The following is a 17042-nucleotide window of genomic DNA, read 5'->3' on the forward strand; positions in this document are numbered from 1 at the left end:
GGATGGGCCGGTGACGCCGTTCGGCGAAAGACTGCGTGCTCTCAGAAGTGAGCGCGGCGTCAGCCAGAAGGACATGGCGGCGGCGATCGGTGTCAGCGCCGCCTATCTGTCGGCGCTGGAGCATGGCAGGCGCGGCGCGCCGACCTGGACGCTGATCCAGAAGATCATCGGCTATTTCAACGTCATCTGGGACGATGCCGAGGATTTGGCACGGCTGGCCGAAACCTCGCATCCCCGCGTGAAGCTCGACACGTCGGGACTCAGCCCCGCCGCCACCGAGCTTGCCAACCTGCTCGCCGACAACATCGAAAAACTCGACGAGACGGAGCTGCGCCGCATCAATGCGTCGATCCGCGCGGCACTGGACCGGCGGCCATAGGGCTGGACCTGCCGGCGAATGGCGAACTGGGCCGGTGCCGGCGCGCGCTTCAGCCGAAGCGCCGCCATCAATCCCGCGCCGCGAGGTCAGGCCTTGCCTGCCGTCCCGCCATTGTTGCCGCCACCATTGTTACCCCGGCCGCCATTGTCGCCCCCACCATTGTGTTCGCCACCGTTCTGGCCCGGGTCGCCATTGTCGTAATGGCGGCGGCCACCGCCCCTGCAGTCCGATGCGCCGGCGTCGCAACAGCGGCCGCTCCACAAATCATTGAGGCTGGTCTTGGCACAGCTGGGGATGGTCTCGTCCGCCAGGGCCGACCCGGCGAGGGACGCTACGGCAGCGGCGGCGAGAAGCGTATTGCGCAGAAAAGCAGTCATTGAAGGTCTCCATGGTTGGTTTCGGTTTACGGCTGTATGTCGCCGGCGGGACCGAAATGGTTCACGGAGAGTTCAAAAAATTATCTGGCGGCTATGCGGGCCGAGGATTGCCTTTGCCAGGCACGTTTTCCCGGTCGCCAGCGCCGCAGCGAGGCGGCATCCCGCGACGGCGGCGCAGGATCGCTGATGCCACGGAGATACGCTGCTTGTCCTGATGACGAAGCGAGGGGTGGCCGCCTCGCGAGAGGAGGCTGCTGCCGATCCTTATTGAACCGCGCCCACCAGGATCTGCTGGCCGCCCCGGATCGAAACCCAGCGGCCGGTGTTGTCGATCGCCTGCCGCTTGAGGAAGCGGTAACCGGTCTGGTCCCACGCCTTGACCTTGTTGGTCAGATTGTCGAGCACATAGTCACCCTTGTCGGTGCGCACCGTCAGCACGGCGTGGCCCTCGCCATCGGGCTTGCGCACCACGGTGATCAGAAGATCGGCAAGCGAGACGCCCATGCCCGCGAGGTCGCGCCGCTTTTCCAGCACGTAGTCCTCGCAATCGCCGACGCCATGGTCGGGATAAGCCCAGACTTCGTCCTTGCCATAGATATCCATGTCGCTCATCGGCTTGACGGCGGCATTGACCTTGACGGTGACGCTGATCAGCTTGCTCATGAACCCGTCGTTCATCGTTGCCGGCGCGAGATTGGCCGGGCGGATCGAGCATTCGCCGGGGTTGAGCTTGCAGAAATCATAATGGCCGATCGGCTGTGAGGTCAGGCCCCCCGTTGCCATCGCCCCCGCCGCGAAGGCCGGTGCCGCCCAGCCTGCCGCCATTGCCAGCCCAGTCGCCACGCACACGCGCAGCCGTCGCGCCACTGATGAGGATATCATTGTCCCCGCTCGCCCCTTGTTGTTAACGAAAGGTTAAGGGGGATTTACAGTCCGTGTCAATTACGACGACAGACGTATTGTCGGCATGGTTACCCGAGGGGCAGGACAGCGTCTATTGTGCAACAGACTCGGCCAATTAACGCATCTTTTCAATCGAATGGCCGGGTTTCCGGCGGGTCAGGCCTGCTTCTTGGCGCCACGGACCAGCCTCGGCTTCACAGCGACACGGTCCTGTCGGCCATAGCTGGTGATGAAGTCGACGATGCGCGGCACGATTTCGGAACGGAACCTTGACCCGTTGAACACGCCGTAATGGCCGACCACCGGCTGCATGTAATGGGCGTGCCTGTCGGCGGGGATGTTGGGGCACAGATCATGCGCCGCCTTGGTCTGGCCCAGTCCGGAAATGTCGTCGTTCTCGCCTTCGACCGTGAACAGCGCGACATTGCGGATCGAGGATGGATCGATCCTGGTGCCGCGATGCGTCATCTCGCCCTTGGGCAGAGCCTGGCGGACGAAGACGGTGTCGACGGTCTGCAGATAGAACTCGGCTGTCAGATCCATCACCGCTAGGTACTCGTCGTAGAAATCGCGATGCTTCTCGGCATTGTCGCCATCATGCTTCACGAGGTGAACGAAGAAGTCCTTGTGGGCGGTGATGTGGCGGTCGAGGTTCATGCCCATGAAGCCTGACAGCTGCAGGAAACCGGGGTAGACCTCGCGGCCGAAGCCCGGCACCGGCCAGGGCGCGCGCATGATGACATTGTCGCGGAACCAGTCGATGCCTTTTTCCTGCGCCAGCAGGTTGACTGCCGTCGGGTTGCGACGGGTGTCGATCGGCCCGCCCATCAGGGTCATCGTCGAGGGAACGAATGGATCGCCGCGCGTTTCCATCAGCGCCACGGCGGCAAGCACCGGCACGGAAGGCTGGCAAACCGCCATCACATGCGTGTCGGGACCCATCGCGTGCAGGATCTCGATCACGTAGTCGATATAATCGTCGAGATCGAAACCACCCTCGATCAGTGGCACCATGCGGGCATCCGTCCAATCGGTGATGTGCACGTCGGCATGGGGCAGCATCGCCTCGACCGTGCCGCGCAGCAGGGTCGCATAGTGGCCGGACATCGGCGCGACGATAAGAAGCTTCGGGTCGGGCTTGCGCCCGGCGGGCACATCACGTTCGAAGCGGATCAGATTGCAGAATGGCTTCGACCACACTGTCTTCTCGGTGACCTCGACGTTCTTCCAGTCGACCACGGTCTTGGTCAGGCCGAAGGTCGGCTTGCCGTAGCGGCGCGTGCTGCGCTCGAACAATTCGGCGGTGGCCGCGACCGAACGGCCCCAGGGCGTGTGTGCAAGAGGGTTGAGCGGGCTGGAATAGAACAGCCGCACCGCGTCGGCATAGGCACGCGCGGGCTGCAACGCGGCGTGGTTCATCTCATAGAGCTGGTAGAACATCGAGAACCCCGCTGCTGCCTGCGACCAAAGGGACGACGAGCAGCGCCGAACCCTGATGTCTCGCGGGGAAGGTAACAACTAATTGCTGCGATGCAATACGTGACGTTGCGGGACTTTGGGGCCCGATCTCTTTCAAAGCCTTGAAAACCAGCTTGAATGAGGGGAGCCGGCTCAATGTGCGTCTGCGAAGGACACCAGCGTCGACACCCTGGCCCAAGGCTGGTCCAATCAGCTCGATTAGACCCCGGCAGGACCTATCAGACGCGCGCCATGCAAACGGCGGTATGGCCGGAGCCGATGAAACCGAGCTGGTTGGCCGCGCCCTTGGACAGGTCGAGCACCCGGCCCCGGATGAAAGGGCCCCGATCGTTGATGCGCACCACGACGCTGCGGCCATTGCCCTGATTGGTGACCCGCAGCTTGGTGCCGAACGGCAACGTGCGGTGCGCGGCGGTCATCGCCGATGGATTCATGCGCTCGCCCGAAGCGGTCTTCGAATGCAGCGCGTACCATGAAGCGCGGCCACACTGGCCGGCAGCGGCACTTGCGGAGGTGGCGGAGGCGCCAGCCATCAGGCCAGCAGCGATCGTTACCGCGACAAGCGCGGTCTGGTTTAGCTTCTTCATCAGGTGGGGGTGGCTCCGTTTTTGACAGACCCAAGCCGTTTGGTGCCGAATAAGGCGGGAAATGCGGCAAGCAGCCGGCCGTTCCGTGGCAATGGCACACGTTTGGAGTCGGCGGGTAACAGTCTGTCAGTGATTTTCCGCCCTGGCAGGACCAATTTCCGGTCAGCTTTACGCCATTTGCCTCAATCCATTTGACAATATCCGGCGAAGGTCCCCAAGTAGAATGCCGCGTGACTGGGCGACTTCCTTAGGTTCTTCCGTCTTGCCCATGGCGCCGCGCCCGATCAACTCGGAAAGCGAGATCCGTCAATGAGACTGACCAAAAATCTGTTGGCGTTGATTGTGCTTGCCATTGGCGCGCTGTGGGCGCTGCAAGGCATCGGTGTGGTTGGCGGCAGCTTCATGACCGGGGAGTCGCGATGGCTCTATATCGGCCTTTTCACCATGCTGGTCGGCCTGGCCGGTCTGGTGTGGGCGAACAGGTAGGGGAAGCCGCTCGCCAATCGCGATGCAAGATCGACCCCCACTCCGTCTAGCTTCGCTCGAAACCTCTCCCGTTCGACGGGGGAGAGGAAAGGCGCGAGTTATCCGGCCCTTGCCCCCTTCCTGTCCTCCGGAAGGCGATGCGAGACGCCGGATCGGTTTCACTGAGACGATTGCGCCTTCTGCAAAGGCGGTGTTAGCGGTATGAGGGCCGGCATGACCCTGTCCCTGTCATCCCAGCAATTTCGGCCGCTTACCGCGAGCTTCGCCAAGTTCGGCATCGGTAGCGGATCTGGCGCGCCGGCCTCGTGAAAAACATCCTGTTCGTCTGCAGCCAGAACCGCTTGCGCAGCCCCACCGCCGCCGAGCAGGTGTTTTCCCGGCGCCGGGATATCGAGGTTGCTTCGGCTGGAACCAACCACGATGCCGATACGCCGCTGACGCATGAGCTGGTGGCGTGGGCCGATATCATCTTCGTCATGGAAAAAGCGCATCGCACCAAGCTGCAGACAAAATTCAGGGCGAGCCTGGGCAAGGCACGCGTCATCTGCCTCAACATCCCCGACAATTATGAATTCATGGACCCGGAGCTGGTGCGGCTTCTCGAGACACGCGTTTCGCGATATCTGAGCTGAGATGTCACCCGAGAGTTAACCGGCATGACCCTGCCCCTATCATCCTGGCAATTCTGGGCGCTGCTGTCGGCGGCTTTCGCCGCGCTTACGGGGATTTTTGCCAAGGTCGGCATTGAAAACATCAATTCCGATTTCGCCACCTTCATCCGCACAGTGATCATCATGATCGTGCTCGGTGCCATCCTGCTCGCCAGCGGCCAGTTCCAGTCGCCGTCCACGATCTCGGGCAAGACCTGGCTGTTCCTCGCCTTGTCCGGCCTGGCGACCGGAGCCTCGTGGCTGTGCTATTTTCGGGCCCTCAAGATCGGCAATGCGGCCCAGGTGGCGCCCATCGACAAGCTAAGCGTCGTGCTTGTGGCGGTGTTTGGCGCGGCCTTTCTCGGCGAGCGACTCACCGGAGCGAACTGGCTTGGCGTCGCTCTTATCGCGGCGGGCGCGGTGCTGGTCGCCTATCGGGGGTAGCGGCACGCCGTTGCGCGCGGTCTTCGTCTCGAGACGGCTGATGAAGATATCGAAGCGATTGGGCATCGTCCGGTCAGTGCTCCGTCGTGCTGTCGGGTTCGTTGTCGGATAGCCTGACATTCGTCGGCAAGGCGCTTGTGCCGCACCAGGTCGGGCTGGGTGCGACCTCGGCGGCCGGCCGCTTGTCCCTCGTGGCGGCAACGCGGTCGCGGCCGGCATAGTAGGGTGCGAAAGCGTCCTGAATCGCCAAGCTGTCCATCATCCTGTCCTCCTGCGGAATCAGGGGCTAATCTGCCATTGACGGTTTCGTTCCCTACTGTGGCGAAGGAATGGCGGTCGCGGCCGCCTGCTTTGCAAGCCGCCGCCAGCCGTGCCAAACAGGGCTGAATGGAGAAGCCATCAGTGACCGGCGAGACGGGCAAGCGCAGCTATGTGGTCGGCCAGGCCGAGATCGCGGCGCGGCCGCTGGAGCCGGCGCTCTATCTGGTGGCGACGCCGATCGGCAATCTGGCCGACATCACGCTGCGCGCGCTGGAAACGCTGGCCGCCGCCGACATCGTCGCCTGCGAGGACACCCGGGTGTCGCGCGTCCTGCTCGACCGCTACGGCATCCGCCGCCGCACCACAGCCTATCACGAGCACAATGCCGGTGAGGCCGGGCCCAAGCTGATCGCGGCTCTCCAGGCCGGACAGAGCGTGGCGCTGATCTCCGACGCCGGCACGCCGCTGGTGTCGGATCCCGGCTACCGGCTGGTCGGCGAGGCGCTCGACCACGGCATCCGCGTCGTGCCGATCCCCGGCCCGTCGGCCCCGCTCGCCGCGCTGACCGCATCCGGCCTGCCGTCGGACGCTTTCCTGTTCGCCGGCTTCCTGCCGGTCAAATCGGGGCAACGGCTGAGCCGGCTGGAGGCGCTGAAATCCGTGCCGGCGACGCTGATCTTCTTCGAATCGCCGCGCCGGCTGGCCGAATCCCTCGGCGCCATGGTCGAGGCGCTCGGCGGCGCGCGCAAGGCCGCCATCGGCCGCGAATTGACCAAGACCTTCGAGGAGATGCGCACCGGCACGCTGCAGGTCCTCGCCGACCATTATGCGGCGGCCGATACGCCGAAGGGCGAGATCGTCGTCTGCGTCGGTCCGGCCGAGGCCAAGGCGGACGAACCCGCCGACATCGATCGCCTGCTTTTGTCGCTGGCCGCCGAAATGCCGGCGTCCAAGGCAGCGGCCGAGGCCGCGAAGATGACCGGCGGCCAGAAGCAGGCGCTCTACCGGCGGCTGCTGGAGCTCAAGGACAGACCATGATCCAGAACCGAAGGCCAACGAACGCAAAAAGTGGAGACCGGTTTGCGGATGGGATCGTGGCCAGACAGAATTCCGCAGAGGGCGGCGGTGGCTGAGCGGCCGAGCGCCAGCCGCCAGAAGGCCTATCGGCGCGGCCATCGCGGCGAATGGTTGGCGGCGGCCGCGCTGATGCTGAAGGGCTACCGCATCCTCGCGCGCCGCCATCGCACACGCTTCGGCGAGATCGACCTGATCGCGCGGCGCGGCGACCTCGTGCTGTTCGTCGAGGTCAAGGCGCGCCGCACGCTGATGGAAGCCATGCAGGCGATCGCCCACGAATCCGAACGCCGTATCGAGGCCGCGGCCGACATCTGGCTGTCGCGCCAGCCGGACTACGGCAAATTGTCGATGCGATTCGACATGGTGGCGGTACTGCCGTGGCGCTGGCCGGTGCATGTCGAGAACGCGTTTTATGGACGGAATTAGGGGGAGTCACTGACGGGCGTTGCTCGCCCGTCGCTGGCTCAGGGCGTTCGTCGTTCGGAAAGCCAGGCAATTGGCTTTCCGTCCGCTACGCGGACCACTCCTCACCCCCAGATAAACAACGCCGCCAGCCCGACGATCCCGACCACCAGCCGCCACCAGCCGAACAGCGAGTAGCCGTTGCGCGAGACGTAATCGAGGAGGTAGCGCACCACCACCAGCGCCGTGACGAAGGCGGCGACGAAGCCGATGGCGATAATCGGCAAATCGGCCGTGGTCAGCACGTTGCGGTTCTTGAACAGGTCGAAGGCGAAGGCGCCGACCATGGTGGGAATGGCGAGGAAGAAGGAGAATTCGGCCGCTGCCCGCTTGTCGACGCCCAGGAGCAGCGCGCCGACGATGGTCGAGCCGGAGCGCGACGTGCCGGGGATCAGCGACAGGCACTGGAACAGTCCGATCTGCAGATAGAGCCGGGTCGGGAAGCGCTCGACGTCGCGGTAGACCGGCTTCAGGTTCATGCGGTCCACCAGAAGCAGCACGACGCCGCCGATGATCAGCATGATGCAGATCAGCCTGGGCGATTCGAACAGCACCGTCTTGATGAAATCATGCGCCAGCGCGCCGATGATGGCGGCCGGCAGGAAGGCGATGAGGATGCCGATGACGAAGTGCCGCGTCAGCCGGTCATGCGGCAGGTCCAGCAGCATCTGCCACAGGCGGCGGAAATAGACGCTGAGGATCGCCAGGATGGCGCCGAGCTGGATCAGGATCTCGAAGGCCTTGCCGGTCGAATGGAAGCCGAGGAAATGGCCGGCGAGCAGGATATGGCCTGTCGAGGAGACCGGAATGAACTCGGTCAGCCCCTCCAGCAGGCCGAGCAGCAGGGCTTCGACGATGGTCTGGGTTTCCATTTCTACCTCGGATTAGCGCGACGGCTGACAGAATGGCTTGCTTGTCATGGCGTTGAACTGCCCCTATAGGTCGCAACACCCTGACGGCCCGCTAACCGGGCGGCCAAGACTTACCGGTGCGCCCGGCGATTCGCCAGTGCGCTTTATCATCGCGGAACCATGCTGACGCTTTTCCACCATCCCATGTTCGCAACCTGCCGCTTCGTGCGCCTCGCCTTTGGCGAGTATGGCGAGGAGCTGGCGCTTATCGAGGAAAAGCCGTGGACGCGGCGCAAGGAGTTCCTGGCGCTCAATCCGGCCGGCACGCTGCCCATCCTCCTGGCCGAAGGCGACGTGCCGATCATCGGCGCGACCGTGATCGCCGAGTATCTCGACGAGACGCGCGGCGTCTTGAAGCGCGACAAGCGGCTGTTCGCCGAGGACCCGATGCAGCGCGCAGAAATCCGCCGGCTGACCGACTGGTATCTCAACAAGGCCGAAAGCGAAGTGACGCGGCATCTGGTGCGCGAACGCGTGCTGAAGCCGATCATGCCGGAAACGGCGGGGGGCGGCTCGCCCGATTCGGGCGCAATCCGCGCGGCCCGCGCCAACATCCGCCAGCACATGAAATACACCAACTGGCTGGCCGGCACCCGCCACTGGCTGGCCGGCTCGAGGGTCACCTATGCCGATCTCGCGGCTGCCGCGACCTTGTCGGTGCTCGACTATCTGGGCGAGATCGACTGGCGCGAGCACTCTGCGGCGCGCGAATGGTACACGCGGGTGAAGTCGCGGCCCTCCTTCCGGCCGCTTTTGACGGACCGCGTGCGCGGCCTGTCGCCGGTGTCGCATTATGCGGACCTCGATTTCTGACGCCGCGAACCTGCGCGCGTTGATCGACGCGGAGGCGCATCGCGCCGGCTTCGACGCCATCGCCGTCACCACTCCCGATGCCATCCCGCTGGCCCCGGCCCGCCTGGCCGAATTCGTCGCCGACGGCTTCCACGGCTCGATGGACTGGATTGCCGAGACGTTGGAAAGGCGCAGCGCCCCTTCGACGCTCTGGCCCGAAGTGCGCTCGATCATCGTGCTGGCGATGAATTACGGGCCGGACCATGATCCGCGCGACCTGCTGGCCAGGCGCGACCGGGGCGCCATCTCGGTCTATGCGCAAAACCGCGACTATCACGAAGTGATGAAGGGCCGGCTGAAGGAGATAGCCGGCAAGATCGTGGCGCGCGCCGGTGGCGACGTGAAAGTGTTCGTCGACACGGCGCCGGTCATGGAAAAGCCGCTGGCGGAGGCAGCCGGGCTTGGCTGGCAAGGCAAGCACACCAACCTGGTCAGCCGCGTGCACGGCTCCTGGCTATTCCTCGGCACCATCTTCACGACCGCCGAACTGGTCCCTGACCTGGCCGAGATCGACCATTGCGGTTCCTGCCGCGCCTGCCTCGATGCCTGCCCGACCGATGCCTTTCCGGCGCCCTACCGGCTCGACGCGCGGCGCTGCATTTCCTACCTCACCATCGAGAACAAGGGGCCGATCCCGCATGAATTCCGCGAGGCGATCGGCAACCGCATCTATGGCTGCGACGACTGCCTGGCCGCGTGCCCATGGAACAAGTTCGCCAAGACGGCTTCCGAGGCAAAACTTGCCGCGCGCGAGGATTTGCGGGAGCCTGCGCTTGCCGATCTCCTGCAGCTCGACGACGCCGCTTTTCGCGCCTTCTTCTCCGGCTCGCCTATCAAGCGCATCGGCCGCGACCGCTTTATCCGCAACGTGCTGATCGCCGCCGGCAATTCCGGCGATGCTTCGCTGGCCGGCGTCGTGCGCGCCTTGCTCGGCGATGGCTCGCCACTGGTGCGCGGTGCGGCGATATGGGCGCTGGCCCAGCTTGTCTCCGACGCCGAATATTCGCAACGGGCCGCGGCCAGCCTGAACACCGAGAGCGACGCCGCCGTGCGCGACGAATGGCGTCTGGCGCGGCCAACCAGGGCATACGCATGAGTGAAAAACGGATCTTCATCTTCGGCGCCGGCTATTCCGGCAAGGCCTTCGCCCTCGCCAACCAGGGCGCGGCCACGATTGTCGGCACGACGCGCTCGCGGGAGAAATTCGAAACGCTGCGCAATTCCGGCATCGAACCGTTGCTGTTCGACGGCGCGCTCACCGATGAAATCGGCGCCGCGCTGAAGCAGACGACGCATATGGTGGTCTCGGTCGCGCCCGAAGAGTCCGGCGATCCCGTGCTCGATGTCGGCCGCGCCGCGATCATGGAGCGGATGCCCGCGCTGCAATGGATCGGCTATCTCTCCACTGTCGGTGTCTACGGCAATCATGATGGCGCATGGGTCGACGAGACGGCGCAATGCCGGCCGGTGTCGAAGCGCTCGGTGATGCGGGTCAAGGCCGAAACGGACTGGTTGCGCTTGGGCAGCGACCGTTGCCTACCGGTGGCGATCCTGCGCCTGTCGGGCATTTACGGCCCGGGCCGCAACGCGCTGGTGAATGTGGAAAACGGCACGGCGCGGCGGCTGGTCAAGCCCGGCCAGGTGTTCAACCGCATCCATTGCGACGACATCGCGGGGGCGTTGTGGCAGCTCATTTCAGGCAATACGGGCGGCATCTTCAACGTCACCGATGACGAGCCGGCGCCGCCGCAGGATGTCGTCGCCTATGCCGCGTCGCTGATGGGCGTCGAGCCGCCGCCCGAGATTCCCTTCGACGCCGCCCAACTTTCGCCCATGGCGCGGTCCTTCTATGGCGAGAACAAACGCGTCGCCAACGCGGCGATCAAAGCGGCCGGCTACCGCTTTCGCTTTCCGGATTATCGCGCCGCCCTCGACCATCTGTGGGCAAGCGGCGATTGGCGCGACGGCGAGGCACGCAGCCCGATGAAGCGCTGACGGTCGAAGCGGCGGGCGCGTCGTGTTATGATTCGGCTGTGATTGCCGTGGGGTCCGGGTTGATGAAGATAGCGATGCGGTTTGGCGAGACATCCCTGCTGGCGGCGGCCCTTGGCCTGCTCGCCCTGGTTGGCCTTGCCACACAGCCAGCCGGAGCCGAGGAGCGGGCAAAGGACCTGTTCGGCGCCAGGAAACTGCCGGCCGCGACTGCGGCGCAATCGATAGGCTTCTATTCCAAAGGCTGTTTCGCCGGCGGCGTCGCCATTCCCATGGACGGCCCCACCTGGGAGGTGATGCGGCCGTCGCGCAACCGCCGCTGGGGCCATCCGGCGATGATCGCGCTGGTCGAAAGACTGTCGCGCGACGCCGCCGCAGATGGCTGGCCGGGCCTGCTGATCGGCGACATCTCGCAGCCGCGCGGCGGTCCGATGATGACAGGCCATGCATCGCACCAGATCGGCCTCGACGCCGACATCTGGCTGACGCCGATGCCCAGCCGCCCGCTGTCGATGGCGCAGCGCGAAACCATGAGCGCGACCTTGATGGTCGACGAGAAGACGCATCTGGTGAAGGACGCGCTGTGGACGCCCGCCCATACCAGATTGCTGCGGCGGGCGGCCAGCTATCCGCAGGTCGAGCGCATCCTGGTCAATCCGGGCATCAAGAAGAAGCTCTGCGACACCGTGCAGGGCGACCGGACCTGGCTGCGCAAGATCCGGCCCTTCTGGGGCCATGACTACCATTTCCACATGCGCATCGGCTGCCAGCCGGGATCGCCCGGCTGCAAGGCGCAGGAAGCGACGCCCGGCGATGACGGCTGCGGCAAGCCGCTGGCCTGGTGGTTCACGCAGGAACCCTGGCGCCCCAACAAGAACCCGGATGCGCCCAAGGCCCGCGACCTGATGACCATGGCGAACCTGCCCAGGGAATGCCGCGCGGTGCTCGACGCGCCGGGGCCGGCGTCGGCCGAGGCCGCGACCTATCGTGGCGGCTCCGTCGCGGTCGCTGCGACCGAACCCGAACCTGAACCCGAACAGCCTTCGCCGCCCCGGATCACGACCAGCGGCAAGCCGCTGCCGGCCTCGATGAATGCCTTCACCTCGACGCCCGAGATCGGCGTCCCGCTGCCGCGGCCACGCCCACCGATGAACTGACCCTGGGACGGGACAGCCGAACTGACGCTTCCCCTTTCCAGGGCCATGCGCTAGTCAACCGGTCGAAACGGGCGCAACTTCGTCACAAGGGGGAACGACCAAGAGCATGTCAGGCGAAGACGAGACTTTGCTGCGGTTTCCGATCCTGATCGGCGATATCGGCGGCACCAATGCGCGCTTCTCGATCGTACTCGACGCCAATGCCGAGGCCGGCGAGCCGACCATCGTCCAGACCGCCAACTACAACACGATCGACGAGGCGATCCAGGCGGCGGTGCTCGACCGCTCCTCGGTGCGCCCCAATTCGGCGGTGCTGGCCGTGGCCGGGCCGGTCGACGGCGACGAGATCGAGCTCACCAACTGCCCCTGGATCGTCAAGCCAAGGCAGATGTTCGCCAGTCTCGGCCTGAGCGACATCGTCGTGCTCAATGATTTCGAGGCGCAGGCGCTGGCCGTCGTCGCGCTTGGCGAGGAGCACATGGAAAAGATCGGCGGCGGCCCGCCCGAGCCCAATGCCGGCCGCGTCGTGCTGGGTCCCGGCACAGGTCTTGGCGTCGCCGGGCTGGTGCATGCGCTTCACCGCTGGATACCGGTGCCGGGCGAGGGCGGCCATATGGACATCGGTCCGCGCACGCCGCGCGACTTCCAGGTCTTCCCGCATATCGAGAAGCTCGAGGGGCGCATTTCGGGTGAGCAGATCCTGTGTGGACGCGGCCTCGTCAACGTCTACCGGGCGGTTGCCAGGGCAGACGGCAAGCCGTCGCCCTTCACCACGCCGGCCCAGGTCACCGCCGCGGCGCTGGCAAGGACGGATGCGGTCGCCGAGGAAGCGCTGGAGATTTTCGTCACCTGCCTTGGGCGCACCGCCGGCGATCTCGCCTTGGTGTTCATGAGCCGTGGCGGCGTGTTCCTCACCGGCGGCATTGCGCAAAAGATCGTGCCGGCGCTGAAGGCCGGCAATTTCCGCGCCGCCTTCGAGGACAAGGCGCCGCACAGCGCGCTGATGCGCACCATGCCGGTCTACGTGATCACCCACCCGCTGGCCGCGTTGCTCGGCCTCGCCGCCTATGCCCGCAACCCGTCGCTGTTTGGGGTCCAGACGTCGGGACGGCGCTGGCGCGACGAAGTTAGTCACCCCGGGGCATAGGCAAGCCGGCGCCGTGGCGTTAAGAGGGGTGCCGAAATTGCCCGTCTGCGGGCGGCGAAACCGACGAAGTCCCTGGAATTGACATTTCAAAGCCCAGACAAGCAGAAAGCCGACCCCGGCGAAGTCACCGCCGTGCTTCGGCGCATCATCGCGGAGAATGGCCGTGATCATCGCTGGTCCTATGCGGTGGTCATCGTCTGCTCGCTTCTGGTTTCGGGCGCCACCGCCTTCTCGGCCTGGGTCATGTCCCCCATGGTCAACGAGATCTTCTATGAACGGCGCGCCGACTCGATCGTCTGGATCTGCGCCGGCATCATGGGCGCTTTCATGGTGCGCGGCTTCGCCGGTTACGGCCAGGCGGTGGTTCTGGCCAGGATCGGCAACAACCTGATCGCCCGCTATCAGAAGCGCACCTTCGACCACCTCATGAAGCTTGGCGTCGACTTCTTCAACGACACGCGTTCCGGTCAACTGGCGGCACAGCTGGGTGGGAATGTCAGCGGTATCCGCGATCTCCTGTCGTTGACCTTGATCTCGATCACCCGCGACGCCGTCACGCTGGTCGGCCTCATCGGCCTCATGGTCTATCAGGATCCGGTGCTGTCGCTCAGTTCGCTGCTGATCGGACCGCCGTTGATCTGGGCCGTCGTCTACATCACTCGTCGGGTGCGCAAGATCAACCGGGAATCCGTGTTGATCAACGCACAGCTGAGCGGCTCCGTCCAGGAAGCCACGCAAGGCATCGCCATCGTCAAGGCCTTCACCATGGAGGACGAGCTGTCGCGTCGCATCGGCATGATGGCCGACACCGCCGAGCAGCGCAGCAACAAGATCGCCCGCGTCTCGGAGCGGCTGTCGCCCATTTCCGACATGCTGGCCGGCTTGGCCGTCACCGCCGTCATCGCCTATTCCGGCTATCGGGCGCTGGTGCTCGGCCAGCCGCCGGGGTCGGTCTTCTCGTTCATCACCGCGCTGATCCTCGCCTATGATCCGGCGCGGCGCCTCGCCCGCATGCAGGTCACGATGGAACGCGCGCTGGTCAATGCGCGCATGATCTACGAGCTGCTCGACCTCGAACCGAAGCAGGGCGACGCACCGGGCGCGACAGTGGCGCATTTCACATCGGGCGAGGTGCGGTTCAACAACGTATCCTTCCGCTATGTCGAGGAAGTGCCCGTCCTGCAGGATTTGAGCTTCGTCGCCGCCGCCGGCAAGATGACCGCCATCGTCGGCGCATCCGGCGCCGGCAAGTCGACACTGGTGGCGCTGCTGCAGCGCTTCTATGACGTCGAGGCGGGCACGATCGAAATCGACGGCCAGGATATTTCCAAGGTCACCAAGCAATCCCTGCGCAGCTCCATCGCCTATGTCTCGCAGGCGCCCTATCTGTTCGAAGGCACCATCCGCGACAACATCCGCTATGGCCGGCCCTCCGCCACCGATGCCGAGATCGAACAGGCCGCGCGCCTGGCCGCGGCTGACGAGTTCATCCGCCAGCAGCCGCAGGGCTATGACACGCCGGTCGGCGAGAACGGCGTTACGCTGTCGGGCGGCCAGCGCCAGCGCGTGTCGATCGCCCGCGCCATCGTCCGGCAGGCGCCGATCCTGCTGCTCGACGAGGCGACGTCGGCCCTCGACAATGAGGCCGAGGCCCGCGTCCAGCAGGCCCTGACCCAGGTCATGGAGGGGCGCACCACCATCGTCATCGCGCACCGCCTGTCGACGGTGGTCAATGCGGACCACATCATCGTCATGGAACAGGGCCGGCTGGTCGAGGAAGGCACGCATGCCTCGCTGATGGCCGATCCGCACAGCGTCTACGCCCGCTTCCACCGGGTGCAGGGCAAGAAGGGGCTGGGCCTTGTCGACGATGCCAAGCCGATCCAAACTCCACCGCCGCGCAGCCGCGCGAAGAAGGCCGTCGGGAGACCATGATGAGCGATATGGGCCTTGTGGTGGTGGGCGCGGCGGGCCGCATGGGCCAGACGCTGATCCGCGCCATCCATTCCATATCAGGCGCGCGCGTGATCGGCGCCGTCGAACGCGCGGGTTCGACCCATCTGGGCAAGGATGCCGGCGAGCTTGCCGGCATCGGCCGCATCGACGTGCCGATCTCCGATGATCCGCTGCCGGTCTTCGCCAGGGCCGACGGCGTGCTCGATTTCACCACGCCGGCCTCATCCGTCGAGTTCGCCGGCTACGCGGCGCAGGCGCACATCGTCCATGTCATCGGCACGACGGGCTGCACGGCTGGGGACGATGCGAAGATCGCGGCGGCGGCGCGCCATGCGATGATCGTCAAGTCGGGCAATATGAGCCTTGGCGTCAATCTTCTGGCGGTGCTGGTCGAACAGGCCGCGCGCGCCCTCGATGCAGACGATTTCGACATCGAGATCCTCGAAATGCACCACAAGCACAAGGTCGACGCGCCCTCGGGCACCGCGCTGCTGCTTGGAGAGGCCGCCGCCGCTGGGCGCGGCGTGGCGCTTGCCGGCAATGATGTGCGTTCCCGCGACGGCCATACGGGCGCCCGCAAGACCGGCTCGATAGGCTTCGCTGCGCTACGCGGCGGCTCGGTGGTCGGCGACCACAGCGTGATCCTGGCCGGCACCGGTGAGCGCATCACGCTGTCCCACCACGCCGAGGACCGCGCCATCTTCGCCCGTGGCGCCGTCAAGGCGGCGCTATGGGCCCGTGGCAGGAAGCCCGGACTGTATTCGATGCGGGACGTGCTCGGCCTGGGCTGAGCGGCCCGGGAAGTTTCTTGTTCACGAAAGTCCGATGGAAACCGCTACACTTTCCCGGAACCGTCCAAACCCTGAAGGAGCAGACATGTCGAGGACCCTCGTGCTCGTGCGCCACGGCCAGAGCGAATGGAATTTGAAGAACCTGTTCACCGGCTGGCGCGATGTCGACCTCAGCGAGCAGGGCCATGCCGAGGCCAAGGCGGCCGGCGAGAAGCTCAAGGCGCGTGGCCTGAAATTCGACATCGCCTTCACCTCGGCGCTGATCCGGGCGAAGAGGACCTGCCAGTACATTCTCGATGCCGTCGGCCAGGGCGACCTGAAGACCATCCGCGAGCAGGCGCTGAACGAGCGCGACTATGGCGACCTCTCCGGCCTCAACAAGGACGATGCCCGCAAGAAGTGGGGCGAGGATCAGGTGCTTGTCTGGCGCCGCTCCTATGATGTGCCGCCGCCCGGCGGCGAAAGCCTGAAGGACACCGGTGCGCGCGTCTGGCCCTATTATCTGCACGACATGCAGCCCCATGTGCTGCGCGGCGGAACGGTGCTGGTCGCCGCGCACGGCAACTCGCTGCGCGCGCTGATCATGGCGCTGGACGGCAAGTCGGGCGCGGAGATCGTCAAGGAGGAGCTCGCCACCGGCGTGCCGATCATCTACCAGCTCAACGCCGATTCCACCGTGGCGTCCAAGGAAGTGCTGGGCGACTGAGGGCAATCGCCTCGGCACTTGCATTCCATGCCGATTTTTCAAATTCGGCGCCGCCCCTCATTGTCCTGCCGGCGTTCGACAAGCCAAGCAGTTGGCTTTTCGTCCGCTACGCGGACCACTCCTCAACTCCCGGTATAGAGACGGGAGAAAGAGGCAGTTTCAGCGCTGGCTTTCGGGTCACGGCGGTGATTGGCGAAACCATCAATGACAGCGTCCCTCTCCCCGTCCGAAACGGGCAGAGGATGCCGGCAGGCAGGTGAGGGGCAGCGCCAACGTCCGAAACCAGGCAGGCGAGCTTCACCCTCGAAAAAAGCGCGTTGACACACTTCGTTTGCCCGCTTACATGAGCCCGCACCAGCCCAGATGGCGGAATTGGTAGACGCGCACGGTTCAGGTCCGTGTTCCGCAAGGAGTGGAGGTTCGAG

At 65.2% G+C, this 17042-nt stretch carries 20 protein-coding genes; 14 read left to right on the plus strand and 6 right to left on the minus strand.

Annotation, left to right across the window (positions count from 1 at the left end):
• The first annotated feature begins 10 nt into the window (after positions 1 to 10).
• Positions 11 to 379, plus strand: a complete 369-nt coding sequence (locus WC739_RS09895; RefSeq protein ID WP_372952847.1) for a helix-turn-helix domain-containing protein — start codon at positions 11 to 13, stop codon at positions 377 to 379.
• Positions 380 to 465: 86 nt separating this feature from the next.
• Here WC739_RS09895 and WC739_RS09900 read toward each other — a convergent pair whose 3' ends face one another.
• The 4 genes from WC739_RS09900 to WC739_RS09915 all read right to left on the minus strand — a co-directional run bounded on the left by WC739_RS09900 (position 466) and on the right by WC739_RS09915 (position 3725).
• Complete coding sequence (locus WC739_RS09900; protein ID WP_372952848.1) at positions 466 to 756, minus strand: hypothetical protein; 291 nt, start codon at positions 754 to 756, stop codon at positions 466 to 468.
• 264 nt (positions 757 to 1020) lie between these two features.
• The gene (locus WC739_RS09905; RefSeq protein WP_372952849.1) at positions 1021 to 1638 is read right to left on the minus strand and encodes a transglutaminase-like cysteine peptidase; all 618 of its coding nucleotides are present in this window, start codon (positions 1636 to 1638) and stop codon (positions 1021 to 1023) included.
• Between the two features lie 177 nt (positions 1639 to 1815).
• Positions 1816 to 3099 (minus strand): polyhydroxyalkanoate depolymerase, encoded by a 1284-nt coding sequence (locus WC739_RS09910; RefSeq protein ID WP_372952850.1) that lies wholly within the window; start codon positions 3097 to 3099, stop codon positions 1816 to 1818.
• A 257-nt stretch (positions 3100 to 3356) separates the two neighbouring features.
• Entirely contained in the window at positions 3357 to 3725 is a 369-nt protein-coding gene (locus tag WC739_RS09915; protein WP_372952851.1) for a septal ring lytic transglycosylase RlpA family protein, read from the minus strand.
• Positions 3726 to 4034: 309 nt separating this feature from the next.
• Between WC739_RS09915 and WC739_RS09920 the strand changes: the two genes are divergently transcribed.
• The 3 genes from WC739_RS09920 to WC739_RS09930 all read left to right on the plus strand — a co-directional run bounded on the left by WC739_RS09920 (position 4035) and on the right by WC739_RS09930 (position 5305).
• Complete coding sequence (locus WC739_RS09920; protein ID WP_372952852.1) at positions 4035 to 4211, plus strand: hypothetical protein; 177 nt, start codon at positions 4035 to 4037, stop codon at positions 4209 to 4211.
• A 305-nt stretch (positions 4212 to 4516) separates the two neighbouring features.
• Positions 4517 to 4843 (plus strand): low molecular weight protein tyrosine phosphatase family protein, encoded by a 327-nt coding sequence (locus WC739_RS09925; RefSeq protein WP_372952853.1) that lies wholly within the window; start codon positions 4517 to 4519, stop codon positions 4841 to 4843.
• Between the two features lie 24 nt (positions 4844 to 4867).
• Positions 4868 to 5305, plus strand: a complete 438-nt coding sequence (locus WC739_RS09930; RefSeq protein WP_372952854.1) for an EamA family transporter — start codon at positions 4868 to 4870, stop codon at positions 5303 to 5305.
• A 73-nt stretch (positions 5306 to 5378) separates the two neighbouring features.
• On the opposite strand, the gene WC739_RS09935 is transcribed toward WC739_RS09930, so the two are convergent.
• Entirely contained in the window at positions 5379 to 5567 is a 189-nt protein-coding gene (locus WC739_RS09935; protein ID WP_372952855.1) for a hypothetical protein, read from the minus strand.
• Between the two features lie 140 nt (positions 5568 to 5707).
• Between WC739_RS09935 and rsmI the strand changes: the two genes are divergently transcribed.
• Positions 5708 to 6604, plus strand: coding sequence for a 16S rRNA (cytidine(1402)-2'-O)-methyltransferase (gene rsmI, locus WC739_RS09940; protein WP_372952856.1), 897 nt, complete (start codon positions 5708 to 5710; stop codon positions 6602 to 6604).
• A gap of 87 nt (positions 6605 to 6691) precedes the next feature.
• On the plus strand, positions 6692 to 7069 hold the full coding sequence (locus tag WC739_RS09945) for a YraN family protein (RefSeq protein WP_372952857.1): 378 nt from the start codon (positions 6692 to 6694) through the stop codon (positions 7067 to 7069).
• Positions 7070 to 7170: 101 nt separating this feature from the next.
• On the opposite strand, the gene WC739_RS09950 is transcribed toward WC739_RS09945, so the two are convergent.
• Positions 7171 to 7977: an undecaprenyl-diphosphate phosphatase gene (locus WC739_RS09950; protein WP_372952858.1), complete on the minus strand. Its 807-nt coding sequence runs from the start codon at positions 7975 to 7977 to the stop codon at positions 7171 to 7173.
• A gap of 159 nt (positions 7978 to 8136) precedes the next feature.
• Between WC739_RS09950 and WC739_RS09955 the strand changes: the two genes are divergently transcribed.
• The 8 genes from WC739_RS09955 to WC739_RS09990 all read left to right on the plus strand — a co-directional run bounded on the left by WC739_RS09955 (position 8137) and on the right by WC739_RS09990 (position 16617).
• Positions 8137 to 8829 carry a glutathione S-transferase family protein gene (locus WC739_RS09955; protein WP_372952859.1) on the plus strand — a complete coding sequence of 231 codons (693 nt, stop codon included), beginning with the start codon at positions 8137 to 8139 and terminating at the stop codon, positions 8827 to 8829.
• On the plus strand, positions 8810 to 9964 hold the full coding sequence (gene queG, locus WC739_RS09960) for a tRNA epoxyqueuosine(34) reductase QueG (protein WP_372952860.1): 1155 nt from the start codon (positions 8810 to 8812) through the stop codon (positions 9962 to 9964). The genes WC739_RS09955 and queG overlap by 20 nt, the downstream gene beginning before the upstream one ends.
• Complete coding sequence (locus tag WC739_RS09965) at positions 9961 to 10863, plus strand: NAD(P)-dependent oxidoreductase (protein ID WP_372952861.1); 903 nt, start codon at positions 9961 to 9963, stop codon at positions 10861 to 10863. The genes queG and WC739_RS09965 overlap by 4 nt, the downstream gene beginning before the upstream one ends.
• A gap of 62 nt (positions 10864 to 10925) precedes the next feature.
• On the plus strand, positions 10926 to 12017 hold the full coding sequence (mepA, locus tag WC739_RS09970; RefSeq protein WP_372952862.1) for a penicillin-insensitive murein endopeptidase: 1092 nt from the start codon (positions 10926 to 10928) through the stop codon (positions 12015 to 12017).
• A 106-nt stretch (positions 12018 to 12123) separates the two neighbouring features.
• Complete coding sequence (locus WC739_RS09975) at positions 12124 to 13164, plus strand: glucokinase (protein WP_372952863.1); 1041 nt, start codon at positions 12124 to 12126, stop codon at positions 13162 to 13164.
• 78 nt (positions 13165 to 13242) lie between these two features.
• On the plus strand, positions 13243 to 15099 hold the full coding sequence (locus tag WC739_RS09980) for an ABC transporter ATP-binding protein (RefSeq protein ID WP_372952864.1): 1857 nt from the start codon (positions 13243 to 13245) through the stop codon (positions 15097 to 15099).
• Positions 15099 to 15911, plus strand: coding sequence for a 4-hydroxy-tetrahydrodipicolinate reductase (gene dapB, locus WC739_RS09985; RefSeq protein WP_372952865.1), 813 nt, complete (start codon positions 15099 to 15101; stop codon positions 15909 to 15911). Before WC739_RS09980 ends, dapB begins: the two co-directional genes overlap by 1 nt.
• A gap of 85 nt (positions 15912 to 15996) precedes the next feature.
• The gene (locus WC739_RS09990) at positions 15997 to 16617 is read left to right on the plus strand and encodes a 2,3-bisphosphoglycerate-dependent phosphoglycerate mutase (protein ID WP_372952866.1); all 621 of its coding nucleotides are present in this window, start codon (positions 15997 to 15999) and stop codon (positions 16615 to 16617) included.
• Positions 16618 to 17042 lie beyond the last annotated feature (425 nt).

The organism is Mesorhizobium sp. (assembly GCF_041661565.1).
Classification (GTDB): domain Bacteria; phylum Pseudomonadota; class Alphaproteobacteria; order Rhizobiales; family Rhizobiaceae; genus Mesorhizobium.